The organism is Virgibacillus sp. W0430, from assembly GCF_051846935.1.
Classification (GTDB): domain Bacteria; phylum Bacillota; class Bacilli; order Bacillales; family Amphibacillaceae; genus JBPYCR01.
In genome coordinates this window covers 14517-27379 of sequence record NZ_JBPYCS010000010.1, presented here as the reverse complement: position 1 = coordinate 27379, position 12863 = coordinate 14517, and the positions used below count along the sequence as shown (strand labels likewise).

The 12863-nt window shown below is 37.6% G+C and carries 13 protein-coding genes; all 13 read right to left on the bottom strand.

The genetic code is table 11. The features are described 5' to 3' along the window. Positions 1–65: 65 nt before the first annotated feature. Positions 66–1167 (bottom strand): peptide chain release factor 2 gene (gene prfB / locus ACLIBH_RS07190; RefSeq protein WP_439316022.1). Its coding sequence is split into 2 segments (ribosomal slippage): positions 66–1094 and positions 1096–1167, totalling 1101 coding nucleotides; the frame shifts between segments, so codons are not numbered across the junction. 98 nt (positions 1168–1265) lie between these two features. After that, positions 1266–3776, bottom strand: coding sequence for a preprotein translocase subunit SecA (secA, locus tag ACLIBH_RS07185; RefSeq protein ID WP_439316021.1), 2511 nt, complete (start codon positions 3774–3776; stop codon positions 1266–1268). A gap of 622 nt (positions 3777–4398) precedes the next feature. After that, on the bottom strand, positions 4399–4551 hold the full coding sequence (locus tag ACLIBH_RS07180; protein WP_439316020.1) for a hypothetical protein: 153 nt from the start codon (positions 4549–4551) through the stop codon (positions 4399–4401). Between the two features lie 656 nt (positions 4552–5207). Then, complete coding sequence (gene hpf, locus ACLIBH_RS07175) at positions 5208–5756, bottom strand: ribosome hibernation-promoting factor, HPF/YfiA family (protein WP_439316019.1); 549 nt, start codon at positions 5754–5756, stop codon at positions 5208–5210. A gap of 366 nt (positions 5757–6122) precedes the next feature. Continuing rightward, positions 6123–6476 (bottom strand): flagellar protein FliT, encoded by a 354-nt coding sequence (locus tag ACLIBH_RS07170; protein ID WP_439316018.1) that lies wholly within the window; start codon positions 6474–6476, stop codon positions 6123–6125. Then, positions 6476–6877, bottom strand: coding sequence for a flagellar export chaperone FliS (fliS, locus tag ACLIBH_RS07165; RefSeq protein ID WP_439316017.1), 402 nt, complete (start codon positions 6875–6877; stop codon positions 6476–6478). Before fliS ends, ACLIBH_RS07170 begins: the two co-directional genes overlap by 1 nt. A gap of 43 nt (positions 6878–6920) precedes the next feature. Then, complete coding sequence (locus ACLIBH_RS07160) at positions 6921–8372, bottom strand: flagellar hook-associated protein 2 (protein WP_439316016.1); 1452 nt, start codon at positions 8370–8372, stop codon at positions 6921–6923. Between the two features lie 14 nt (positions 8373–8386). Further along, complete coding sequence (gene flaG, locus ACLIBH_RS07155) at positions 8387–8749, bottom strand: flagellar protein FlaG (RefSeq protein ID WP_439316015.1); 363 nt, start codon at positions 8747–8749, stop codon at positions 8387–8389. A 99-nt stretch (positions 8750–8848) separates the two neighbouring features. Further along, on the bottom strand, positions 8849–9088 hold the full coding sequence (gene csrA / locus ACLIBH_RS07150) for a carbon storage regulator CsrA (RefSeq protein WP_439316014.1): 240 nt from the start codon (positions 9086–9088) through the stop codon (positions 8849–8851). Continuing rightward, positions 9082–9540: a flagellar assembly protein FliW gene (gene fliW, locus ACLIBH_RS07145; RefSeq protein ID WP_439316013.1), complete on the bottom strand. Its 459-nt coding sequence runs from the start codon at positions 9538–9540 to the stop codon at positions 9082–9084. The genes csrA and fliW overlap by 7 nt, the downstream gene beginning before the upstream one ends. A gap of 40 nt (positions 9541–9580) precedes the next feature. After that, positions 9581–10150 carry a DUF6470 family protein gene (locus tag ACLIBH_RS07140; protein ID WP_439316012.1) on the bottom strand — a complete coding sequence of 190 codons (570 nt, stop codon included), beginning with the start codon at positions 10148–10150 and terminating at the stop codon, positions 9581–9583. A 228-nt stretch (positions 10151–10378) separates the two neighbouring features. Beyond that, on the bottom strand, positions 10379–11251 hold the full coding sequence (gene flgL, locus ACLIBH_RS07135; RefSeq protein ID WP_439316011.1) for a flagellar hook-associated protein FlgL: 873 nt from the start codon (positions 11249–11251) through the stop codon (positions 10379–10381). A gap of 31 nt (positions 11252–11282) precedes the next feature. After that, positions 11283–12851, bottom strand: coding sequence for a flagellar hook-associated protein FlgK (gene flgK / locus ACLIBH_RS07130; RefSeq protein WP_439316010.1), 1569 nt, complete (start codon positions 12849–12851; stop codon positions 11283–11285). Between the last annotated feature and the right edge of the window lie 12 nt (positions 12852–12863).

The following is a 12863-nucleotide window of genomic DNA, read 5'->3' as shown; positions in this document are numbered from 1 at the left end:
CAGCCATGCCTATCAACAGGTTTGGCACATTATGACAAATTCATGAATTCACAATAAAAGCATGCTTAGCTAATTTGTGAGCGTAAAAAAGCATCTATAAACGGGTCTATTTCACCATCGACAACACTCTGCACGTTACCAATGTCTAAGTTCGTTCGATGATCCTTAACCATTGAATATGGATGGAAAATATATGACCGTATTTGACTTCCCCACCCAATCTCTTTTTGCTCTCCACGTATATCAGAAAGTTCCTGCTTTTGTCGCTCAATTTCTAATTGATATAGCTTTGCCTTTAGCATTTTCATCGCATGCTCACGATTTTTAATTTGCGATCGTTCGGACTGACAGGTGACGATCGTATTTGTAGGCAAATGAGTAATTCGTACCGCTGAATCAGTCGTGTTGACATGCTGACCGCCTGCTCCACTTGAACGATACGTGTCAATTTTTAAATCCTCACTTCGAACATCAATGTCTACATCGTCAGATATTTCAGGTGCGACGTCACATGATGCAAACGAAGTATGCCGTCTGCCGGACGAATCAAACGGAGAAATTCGAACGAGCCGATGTACGCCTTTTTCCGCTTTTAAATAGCCATACGCATTGTGCCCTTTAATTAATAAAGTAACACTTTTCACGCCGGCTTCGTCGCCAGGTAAATAGTTTAATGTTTCAACCTTAAAGTTTTTATCCTCAGCCCAACGCTGATACATTCGCAATAATATACTCGCCCAGTCCTGTGATTCCGTTCCACCTGCACCGGGATGTATTTCCAGTAAAGCATTATTCGCATCATACGGTTCACTTAACAGCATTTCAAGCTCAAAATCATTTATTTTTTTTCGTAATCCTTCTACCTCTGTTTCTAATTCTTGAAACAAGTCTGGGTCATTCTCTTCAGATACGAGCTCATACATCGCATCAACATTTTCCAGTTGTTCAGCCATATTAGTAAAGCTGTTAACGTGACCTTTTAAATGGTTCAATTCAGAAATCACTTCTTGTGCTGCTGCTTGATCTTCCCAAAAATTAGGAACCGCCATTTTACTTTCTAAATGACCGATTTTCTCTTGCTTTGCCTCTAAGTCAAAGAGACCCCCTAAAATCATTAATTCGTGATGACATTTTTTCTAATTCTTGTTTTATTTCTACTAGTTCCATTGCTTTCACCTCTTGGTCGTTTTAGGTAGTTTACGTTTTAAAGTTTTTATGGTTGCATTTAAAGGCTTATTTTAGCTTTTTAGCCGTTTATTCAAGCATTAGCGGCCATGGCAATGCTTGAATTTCTTTCCGCTGCCACATGGGCATGGTTCGTTTCTGCCAACTGTATCTTTTTTAATATAAGGCGTTCGTTTCTTCTTTTTTTCTTGTCCGCCAGATACTGCCTGCGTATTTTGAACAACTGCTTGACGTTGTAAATTATCACGGATTTCAGCTTTCATTACATAACGTGCTGCTTCTTCTTCAATATTTGCAATCATTGCCTCGAACATGGCAAAGCCTTCAAGCTGATATTCACGTAGAGGATCATTTTGTCCATACGCTCGTAAATGAATTCCTTGGCGCAGCTGATCCATTTGATCAATATGATCCATCCATTTCGTATCAACAGTACGAAGTAAAATAACTTTTTCAAACTCACGCATTTGTTCAGATGTTAACTCTTGCTCTTTTTCATCATAACGTGAATGAACTTTGTCTATGATCAACTCTTTAATCTCCTGTGGATCTTTCCCACGAATATCATTTACAGATAGAGCTTCCTTATCCAGCAAATTGCCGTGTACATATTCTGTTATTGCTTGTAAGTCCCAGTTTTCATCGTTCTCATCTTGTGTATGGGTTTCCACTACACGAGTAATTGTAGATACGATCATCTGTTCAATAATTTCTCTTAAGTTCTCGTCAGAATCAATGACTTCAAATCGTTGTTTATAAATAATTTCACGCTGTTCACGAAGCACATCATCATAGGATAATACCGTTTTACGGGCGTCAAAGTTATTTCCTTCTACCCTTTTCTGAGCGGATTCGACTGCACGGGATACCATCTTACTCTCAATTGGCTGATCGTCATCCATTCCTAATCGTTCCATCATATTTTTTAGATTATCTGAACCGAAACGACGCATAAGCTCATCTTCCATGGACAAATAAAATTGAGACATACCCGGATCCCCTTGTCGACCGGAACGTCCACGCAACTGATTATCAATGCGTCGTGATTCATGACGTTCTGTACCGATAACGGCCAATCCACCGAGTTCGAGGACACCTTCTCCGAGTTTAATATCTGTACCCCGACCAGCCATATTTGTAGCGATCGTTACGGCACCCTTTTGTCCCGCATTTTCAATAATATCTGCTTCACGGTAATGGTTTTTCGCATTTAAAACGTCATGCTTTACGCCTGCTCTTTTTAATAGTTGGGAAATATGCTCAGAAGTTTCAACAGCAACTGTTCCAACAAGAACTGGCTGCCCTTTTGCATTCCGTTCTTTTATATCCTGAACGACGGCCTTAAACTTGCCATTAATCGATTTATAAATCATATCGGCTTTATCATCACGAACGATCGGTTTATTCGTCGGTATTGCTATAACATCCATATTGTAAATATTTCGGAACTCTTCTTCTTCTGTTTTTGCTGTACCAGTCATACCAGCTAATTTATTATACATCCGGAAAAAGTTTTGAAATGTAATTGATGCTAAAGTCATGCTTTCATTTTGAATTTGAAGCCCTTCTTTTGCCTCAATCGCCTGGTGAAGGCCATCGCTGTATCTTCTTCCTTTCATGAGTCGACCCGTAAATTGATCTACAATTACCACTTCGCCCTCTTCGATGACATAATCGGTATCACGCGCCATCGACACATGAGCACGCAAGGCTTGGTTAATATGATGTGTTAGCGATACATTATTTAAATCAAACAAGTTTTCAATTGCAAAGTAACGCTCTGCTTTATTAATCCCTTCCTCTGTTAATTGCACTCCTTTTGTTTTTTCATCGTACGTATAATCCGATTCACGATTTAGCGTACGTACAAAAGAATCAGCTTGCTGGTATAACGATGCTGATTTTTTCGCCGTCCCCGAAATTATGAGCGGTGTTCTCGCTTCATCAATTAAAATAGAGTCGACTTCATCAATAATTGCATAGTTCAAAGAACGTTGAACCATTTGTTCTTTGTAAAGCACCATATTATCTCTTAAGTAATCAAATCCAAATTCATTGTTTGTTCCATACGTAATATCACACGCATAGGCCTCTCTTTTTTCTTCTTTAGATAAGCCATTTGTATTCAAGCCTACCGTCAAGCCTAGAAATTCAAACAACTCTCCCATTGCCTTTGCATCACGGTCTGCCAAGTATTCATTAACGGTAATAATATGAACGCCTTTACCTGTTAGTGCATTTAAATAAGCAGGCATCGTTGAAGCAAGTGTTTTTCCTTCCCCTGTTTTCATTTCAGCTATGTTTCCTTCGTGCAAAGCAGCTGCGCCTGTTAATTGGACAGCATACGGACGTAATCCGAGCACTCTTTTTGATGCTTCACGAACGACCGCGTATGCTTCAATGAGCAAATCATCGAGCGATTCGCCATTTTCGAGTCTTTCTTTAAAGTGAGCTGTTTTTCCTTGTAATTCTTCATCGGATAACTTTTCATATTGTTCTTCCAATGCTTCTATTTGAACGACCACTTTGTTTATTTGTTTCAATTGGCGCTGATTTCCATCACCAAATATCTTTTTTAATATTCCTGCCATTATAAACGCTCCTTTAGCTGCTACTTTACGATTTACGTTAATTATTAAAAAAATAAGTGTAATTTTTCTATTAAAAGCAATGTGTGTATTTATTATACCGCTCCAAAATTAATCATAACACTAATTAATTATGAATGACAAATAAGGGCACGCTAGAGATTGAGTCAAGTATTTGTGGATTGGATTTATACTCTTAAAGAAACAATTTATTTTAGTTTTTATTACAACGGCTGCGCAATGGCTTCGGTTCTTGCCGTTGACATATACTTCGCTTTCAGTTGGCAACGCCTCAACTTCTTTCAAACTTCTTCAATGGATTTTCGGCTGTTGCTTTTCCCACTAGAACTTTCTATGCGGGAGTCTTCGTACTGTTGTCACTGTCCCTTCGCTAGGATGAGTAATACACATGAAAAGGAGGAAGAGCAACTTACCAAATAAAATATAGCACAATAAAATAGTTCATATGTTTTTTCCCTCAAACATTTTACGCATATCACGTTCGAGAGGATTTCCTTGCACATGAATAAAGAGCAGTTCGAGGATAAACTGCTCTTTAAGTAGAGGAAGTGCGAGGTAGCTTAGAAGGAGGTTAGAGGAAATCTTGATGAAGTTCTCGCATGAATTATAAGGAGAAGGAATCATAGCTTTTTTGTTTGTTATTTAATTCGTTTATTTGTTGATTCATGCTCGCAATTATTTTAACCAATTGTGTTATCGTCTGTTCATGCTGCTGTACCTTTTCAACAATTTGTTCGTACGTGGGATGCTCTTTCATATGTTTTCCTCCCCTTCGTTCATTTCACTTTAGTTATAGCACACAATAATACTTGGTACGAATTGCAGTTTTTACGTTTTTGCATTCCTTTCGACATTATTTTCAGCATTTCTTAGCTTAAATTGTAGCTTTTTTGCAATTTAATACGGATATATTGTTTTTTTGATTGCAGTTTTTAAATTTTGGTATTTCGCTCGACATTTTTCGTCATTACTTTCACGGAATAAATTCCCCCTAATACATAAAGAAACACACGTCTATGCAAATGAAACAGCATGGAAGTGTGTGCAATAAGGCTATTACCCCTCTTTAAGCTGACTGAAACGGAAGTGAACGACTCCTGCGGATAGAGCACGAGTCCGACGATCACTGTAGCGGCTCGGATAGAGGATCTTAAGAAACTGAGGCAGTAACCAAGCAATGCCTGTCGGCTGTAGTGCAAGTCTGCGAAATCAGAGCGCAAGCTTTCATGTTTTTGCTCTACTTAATTTTTACGTATTCCTCAACTTATGTACAACCTAAAAAACGGCTTCAAAATTCAACTAATTGAATTTTAAAGCCGTTTTAAAAGTAAGATATTTACTAAAAATTTAAATCATGTTACGGAACAACCCTTTGATGGTATCACTGTTAATCGATACTGTATCGGTTCAATTTCAGCTCATCGGTTCGATTAAACCGTAGCGCCCATCTTTTCGACGATACACTACATTCGTATCGTCAGTAGCAGCGTTCGTAAAAACGAAAAAAGCGTGCCCGAGCATATCCATTTGTAAAATAGCTTCTTCTGAGTCCATCGGTTTCAAATTAAATCGTTTTGTTCTCACAATTTCAATTTCATCGGAGTCACTCTTACCATTTGCTTCTTTTTCCAATTCCGCAAAAATATGCTTTGGAGCACCTTTTTGACGGAATTTGCGATTTACTTTTGTTTTGTACTTGCGAATTTGTCGTTCAAGTTTGTCCACAACTAGATCAATAGCTGCATAAAGATCTACGTGCTGAACCTCTCCACGTAATAATAAATCCGTCATCGGAATTGTAACTTCAATCTGTTGCTCATCATTATAGACACTTAAATTAACATGAACATCGGAAGTTGGCGGCGTATCAAAATATCTTTCAAGTTTACCAATCTTTTTTTCGACATAGTCCCGAATGGCACCTGTCACCTCAATATTTTCACCACGAATGTTGTATTTCATATAAGTGTCCTCCTTTTATACTTGTAACGAATATTATACTACTTTTTCACTTTTATTTCCTGCTTTAAACATTAATTTTTGATTTTTATACAAAAAAGACCCTTTCAAGCTAAAAATAAAGCCAATTATTACAGAAAATCCCATTAAATATACGGACGATCCCAGAAAGTGGGTGATTAAAAAAAGAATGTTTTTCCAGTAAATTGCCCATAAAATGAAATGGAGCATTCCACATTCAACTGGAATACTCGTATCGAAATTTGAATATATAAACGAAGTACTTACAAGCAAATGCTACTTTCTAAAAGTATTTTTCGGACACTGTTTTTAATTAATGCTATTTCAGCCCGTTTCATTTTAATTGTTTTATTGTTTACTATCTAAATACATTCCATCTGTTGTTTGAAATTTACCATAAGGATTGATATAGGAGCGACTAGATTTTTCCTGCTTTTTCACTTGTTTCATATCTTGCTTTATATGCTCAAACAACTCATCCATCTTCTTTTTTATCGTTTCGTTTCGTTCGATAATTTGCTTACCAAGTTGTTTTTCTTCCTCCGTATAGGGTGGTCGCAAGTTTTCCATACACTTTTCACGCTCATTGATTAAAGTATTTATGACGACTATAACTTCATCGCGATTTTTTGCGGTAATAGGCTGCGCCAGCACTTGCTCAAGCTCCATTGTTCGTTCATAAAGTTGTTCAAGTTGATTCATTATACTTGAGCACCTTGAGCATATTTTTGAGAACCTGCTGTTTTTAGTACTTCTTTCCACGTATCTCGGAATTCAGTAACAAATCCCAGCGCTTCTTCTAAACTACTTTTTTCATTCTTTATATTCGCTTCTTGAAGCTTATAAATAATATATTCATATAATGGCAATAGCTGCTTAGAAATCTCTGCTTCCTGGTCGAGGGTAAGCATCAATTCTTGTATAATATCTTGTGCTTTTTGTATATGCTTATTTTTCTTTTCATAGTTTTGATCGGCGATATCTTTCATTGCTTGTTTAATAAACTTGATACACCCATTATATAGCATTAACGTTAATTGCCCTTTGGACGCTGTCTGAACTGCATTATTTTGATATGCTTCGTACTGTTTGTTTATGGACATTACAGTTACACTCCCATTTTAAAACAATTTTATAGAAAATAAGCTACATGCCACCAAACTGGGAAAAAAGCTGGGAAGATTGATTGTTTAGTCGCTGTATGGCTTTTTCCATTTGAGTAAATTGACTCCAGTACCTATTTTCAACTCGTACCATACGTGCTTCAAAATCTGTAATTCGCGAATCAAGTTCCTTAATACGCTTTCCTATCGTATAGTTGTCAAGTGTATGTGAGCTTTTACCAGCACGCTCTTCGATTTGTTCTTTTGTTGCCTTTAACGTCTTTTCTAGTCGGTTAACCAAGCCTTCACTATTGTCTGTAGTTCGATTTGAAAATAACTTATGTACTTCATCTGGATTGTCTCTTAATGCATCTTTTAATTTCTGTTCATCTACTTTTAGCTTTCCGCCGTCTAAATAATTTTTCGTCGTTGTAATTCCAATTTGATGAATAGATGTAATTTCATTTCCGGTTTCTACTTGGGCATACCAGCTTTGCCGCATAGCGAACATATTATTCGAGATAACCGACTCGCCTCGAAGTAATCCGCTCTTGGCCTTTTCTTCCCACTTCTCAATTTGATCCTCTGACATCTCTTCTTTTTGCTCATCGGAGAGTGGTTTAAAGTCGCGATACACTTCTTCTGTTTGCGACTTATTCATTGACTCTATCATTTTATTATACGTATCAACAAATTTCATAATTGAATTAAATGATGATTCCACGTCTGTCGTTACCGTAAGCTGTGCATTCCCATCCGTCACTTGATTAAATTCAAAGCGGATCCCATTTAAATTATACGTATTGTCCTTTGAATTCATATCAATTCCACTATTATTATATTCAATAATAGCATCTGTTCCGCCTTTTTCATTAGCTGTATTCATTTTTAACGTATCGGTAAAAAATGAATCCGAAAAAGTAATTTCTGCTCCAGCGCTGTTATAGTTTCCCGTACGCGTCGTTTCCATAATTACCTTTTGTGATTGCTCATCAAAAAAAGCACGTATATTATTGTCTTGTTTTGTAATCTTTTCCAAAACATCTTTAACCGTATCTCCGTCAGCTACTGCAACTTGATGGGTCGTTGCATCGCCATTTTCGTTATAAGTTGTAAAAGAAACTGAGCCTGCCGACAATTGCTCATCAATAGCTACCGAACTCTCACTAATATTAATCGCAGTTGTTGCCAATTGCTTCACATTAATTTGATATGTTCCGTTTGCGGCAATCGAAGAAGCCGTTGCCTGTATAGCGTTTTCCTGAGAGGAGGAAACTTTTTTTGGATTATATGTTTTGTTAAGTTTCATATTAAGCATCAGTTCATCTAATTCGAGTACAGAACGATTTATTTCTCGAAAAGCATCTCGTTTCCACGTTAGCGTAGTTTGCTTTTGCTCCATTCGAGTAAGTGGCATTCGTTCTGCATCCATTAGTTTATTTACCATCGCTTCAATATCCATACCTGTCGCTAAACCACCAACACGCATAACCATTACAATTACCTCCTTTAAATCTTTTCATCTATTAAAATGCCCATAAAATCAGCCATCGCTGCGTACATGTCGAGCATTTTTTTTGGTGGAATTTCTTTAATTACTTCACTTGTTACCGGGTCTACGACTGTGACATAATACTCATTCAATTCATCATGTAGTACAAACTTTAGGTTTGTTTGCAATGGATCAATAAAGCCGTTCATTTGATCAACGATTGTTTCAACATCTTCAATACGAATTGTCTCATCATTTCGTTCGTTTTCTACGTTGCTTTGATTCGCTATCCGATTTATACTCGGTATGCGATTGTTTATATAATCATTGTTATACAAAAAACGTGTACTCGAACTCGTTGACACTTTATCCATCTGCATTGCCCATTCAACTCCCCGTCATCTTAAATTCTATCTTATAAGATATATCGGCAAATGGGCACAATTGTTAATGAATATTGCGTAAATAGGAATATTAGCCTAAAAATCGTCCTTGTTTTCCTTTTTCTGTTGCAGCAATGGGAGCAGCTCAAGCGGAGCGTTCGCCGCCTCATTATTTTCATTTTGTATCGATTCATAAAGTTCTTTACGAAATACTTCAACAGATGAAGGTGCACGTATCCCTAATTTTATTTGATCGCCTTCAATGCTTATAATTTTCAATTCTATGTTTTCGCCAATTAGAATTGCTTCACCTTTTTTTCGGGATAAAACTAACATTCCTTCCGCTCCTTTCGAACTTTCGATTTAGTAGGAGCGATGGGAGCCTTTGCAGAATATTCTTCTTTACTTAATATATATTGTTTTCCTTGCTTATTTTTTGAATGAATAATAAGAGGCGCTTTTAAATTTATCGTACTATTATGAAAGGGGTCTTTAATAGTAACAATAGTATAAACAGCAACATCTTCCGGCTTTTGAATATGTAATTTTTCAACGATCGATGGTACCAAATCAAACGTATAGTCTTTATAAAATTGATACGGATTCGTAATAATGAAAGCTAGCATCGGGGTACATATCGATTGCAAAGCTTGAAACATTTCATTACCTGGAATATTTAATAGTACAAACATTTTTTCATCTTGAAACCCCGGTAGGCCTTCTGGAAATTGAATGATTTTTTCCTGTTCAATTTCAACGTCTCCAAGATATTTTGTTTTAATAAGCATAAAACGGAGTCACCTCTCATTGCCTTTTTCATTATGGAAACTATCGCACGTATGTATGCTCAGCAACATTTATTGTTAACTTGGCGTATTGCTTCATCGCAATATCGACCTTTCCACGTTCATAGTGCAGTTCAGGTTGATTTCGTGTCGCCTGTATAGTTGGTCGATTCACTTTCACAAAAATATCAACATCTGCACGTTCATAATTTATTTTTACGGCGAATGGGGATGGGATAAACTTCATTCCAATTCGCTTTTGTTGTGTGGAACCATTCACGTAGGCTTGGTCTTTAATCGGATTTCCTTTTGTTTCAATACGCATCAGCTGTGTGCCTTGCTCTGCTCTTCTTCCAGCTCCTTCTAACGCATTATTCATCCCCGTGTCTGCTTGCTTTTTAATGTGTTGCTTTGTGCTCATTAAATTCATTTCTTCCCACGCTTGTGATTGATCAATAGTTAGTTTTGAAGGCTTTGTTTTAATAGTCAATGTTGCTTTCGGCTGTTCAATCGACAACCGAGCAGCAGGTTGCTGAATTGTCTGTTTACCAGCCTGTTGCTGTATTACTATTTGTGCACGTTGCGACTCCATTTGCAATCTAGGAAACTGCATTCAACAAGCCCCCTTCCTAACTGTAAACATTGTAATTCAACTGCAAAAAAGCGGTCACCTATACTTTCTCGATCAGATTCATATTGTTGGTCTGTACGAGTTCATTGATTATAAGAACGAAATAGAAAAGCAAAAAAAACAGCAAAACCCTGTCCTCTAAAATTCGTAAGAGACAGAGTAAGCTCCATATGAAATCATCGCTTGTATAACGTGGCTGTATACACCGCCTTATCGGAGAAAGTCGAGCAAGGATGGTTGAATAATCCTTGATCCCGCTGCTAAAGCTGCACGATGAAGTGTTTCCTGTGTAATTAAATTAGTTATCGCCTCTTCAAAATGTACATCTTCATTTTCGGACATCGTTTTTTTAGCAATGACCTCCTGTTCATCAAGGCGATTTTCTACGAGTTCTAATCGATTCATGCGTGCGCCAAGATCTGCACGAGCATTAATAATATCAGCGGTACGATCATTCAACGTTCCAATATGGCTGGAAATATTAGCGACATTGTCATTTTCCAAATCATCAATAAAGCTTTGGACTGTATCGAACAATTGTTCCGTAAATACTTTCTCAGGCTCTACGTTCGCTTGTATTTTTATATCCTTAAACACTTCAATCATAACTGGAGTAGTAGATTGTGGATATGTTCCATTATTCGTATCGACCGGAGCTTGATCTGTATCTGTACCATTAAAAATATGCTTCCCATTTACCTTTGTATTGGCAATTTCAATAAGATGTTCTTTTAATTGGAAAGCCTCTTCCTTTATACTGTTTCTTTCCGCACTGCCATAAGGTGAATTACTCGCTTGTACGGCAAGCTCACTTAGCCGGTGCATTGCTTTTGTCGCTTTGTCTAAAGCCGCATCGGAATTATCCATCCAGTTATGAATTTCTCCTGTATTTCGCTTATACTGCTCCACTTCCGTAACTTGAGTACGATAGTTCATCCCTTTCATGGCGACTACAGGATCTTCTGATGGTTTACGTATTTTTTTACCTGTATACAATTGTTCTAAATATTTATCCATTTTTGTCTGACTATGCATTAACTGCCGTAACATATTATTTGAAAGCATATTTTGCGTAACTCGCACTCTCATTCCCCCTCGTACATTCTATTCGCTTTTATCTTCCTACGAGTCCCATATTGTTAATAATACGATCGAGTAACTCGTCTACTGCAGTCATGCTTCTAGCGGCGGCATTGTATGCATGCTGAAATTTAATCATGTTTGACATTTCTTCATCTAAAGAGACCGCACTTGTGCTTAACCGTTCACGTTCTACTTGACCAAGTAAAATTTCTGTATTACCTGTCATCCGATTTGCTTCCCGTGCTTGCACGCCCATTTTGCCGATTACAGAGGCGTAATAGTCCCTTATTGAAGCGTTATCAAGAGCATTTATTTTTTCATCAAAGACCTTTGCTAGTGCCAAAGCATTGTCACCATTACGTGACCCCATGTTTGCAGCACCTGCGGCGACCAAGTTTGGATCATTAATTAAAGTTGTATTTATAGTAATTTGACTCGCTGAGCCTATACCATTATTGTCAAAGGTAAAAAACGATACCCCTGGTTGACCGTTATTGTCTCTCCCTGACTGATGCTGTGCATTAAAAGCATCAGCAAGTTGCTTTGCAATGGTGTCCAATTCGCCGAGCATAGTTGGGTAATCGCCTATTACAGTCCCGTTTTCCTCCGAACCGTACGCTTCAATTAATCCTTGCAATGCACCGATTGTTTGTAAGGGCAAGTTAAGTTGTGTATTTCCGACTTGAACAGCTGTTACTTCTTTTAAACTACCTGAAACAGTTGAAAACTCAATATTAAATTCATTTACTGTTCGGTTGTTATCCGCATCGATCTCAATTGCGTACACATCATTGCCACCAGCTTTTAATGGTTGACCAGATGAATCTACGAGTTTAATTGCTACAAGCCCATCGGCTATTTTTAATGAACTGTCGCTACTCTCATGGTATTCCACTTGAATATTTACGATTTGAGATAGCTCGTCAATTAATAAGTCACGCTTGTCATATAGGTCATTAGGTAAATAGCCATGAGGTTCAATTTTTTGTACTTGTTCGTTTATCTCGTCAATTTGCTTTAATAATGAATTGATTGTAGATTTTTTGTCATTGTCGTTCGGGTCATTATTTACCATAACACTTATTTGATTATGTAAATCAGTACGAATCGAATGAAGCGATTTCGATATGTGGTTAAACGATTCGGCTACTGCAAGTCCACGATTTACGACAACAGATCTTGCTCCGGAATTGTCCGGATTCACAGCTAAATCTTGCAGCGACTGCCAAAATTCATCCATCGTTTTGGCTAATCCACTTTCTGAAGGTTCATTTAGTAGCTCCTCCATCCGACTAAGCGCTTCAGCTTTTTCATTCCAATACCCCATTTTTCCATTTTCCGCTCGGTATTGAAAATCAAGAAATTGATTCCGAATTCGTTGCACAGAGCCAATATCTACTCCTGTTCCCATTTGTCCGGGATGATGGGATTGTGTACGCGAAGCAGCCGGGGGATAAGGAGATGCAGTTTGAAAATTGATGCGTTGTCTGGAATATCCTTCTGTATTCACATTGGATATGTTATGACCCGTCGTATATAATGCAGAACGTTGTGCAAAGAGGGCTTGTCTAGCCATCTCCAGTCCGTGAAATGTACTCATTATTTGTACTCC

Excerpts from the sequence above, each read along its gene's own strand:
- secA (WP_439316021.1), bottom strand. The coding sequence starts at position 3,776 with ATGGCAGGAATATTAAAAAAGATATTTGGTGATGGAAATCAGCGCCAA.
- fliS (WP_439316017.1), bottom strand. The coding sequence starts at position 6,877 with ATGTCCATAAACAAACAGTACGAAGCATATCAAAATAATGCAGTTCAG.
- ACLIBH_RS07160 (WP_439316016.1), bottom strand. The coding sequence starts at position 8,372 with ATGGTTATGCGTGTTGGTGGTTTAGCGACAGGTATGGATATTGAAGCG.
- ACLIBH_RS07180 (WP_439316020.1), bottom strand. The coding sequence starts at position 4,551 with ATGAAAGAGCATCCCACGTACGAACAAATTGTTGAAAAGGTACAGCAG.
- flaG (WP_439316015.1), bottom strand. The coding sequence starts at position 8,749 with ATGCAGATGGATAAAGTGTCAACGAGTTCGAGTACACGTTTTTTGTAT.
- flgK (WP_439316010.1), bottom strand. The coding sequence starts at position 12,851 with ATGAGTACATTTCACGGACTGGAGATGGCTAGACAAGCCCTCTTTGCA.
- fliW (WP_439316013.1), bottom strand. The coding sequence starts at position 9,540 with ATGCTTATTAAAACAAAATATCTTGGAGACGTTGAAATTGAACAGGAA.
- csrA (WP_439316014.1), bottom strand. The coding sequence starts at position 9,088 with ATGTTAGTTTTATCCCGAAAAAAAGGTGAAGCAATTCTAATTGGCGAA.
- ACLIBH_RS07140 (WP_439316012.1), bottom strand. The coding sequence starts at position 10,150 with ATGCAGTTTCCTAGATTGCAAATGGAGTCGCAACGTGCACAAATAGTA.
- hpf (WP_439316019.1), bottom strand. The coding sequence starts at position 5,756 with ATGAAATACAACATTCGTGGTGAAAATATTGAGGTGACAGGTGCCATT.
- ACLIBH_RS07170 (WP_439316018.1), bottom strand. The coding sequence starts at position 6,476 with ATGAATCAACTTGAACAACTTTATGAACGAACAATGGAGCTTGAGCAA.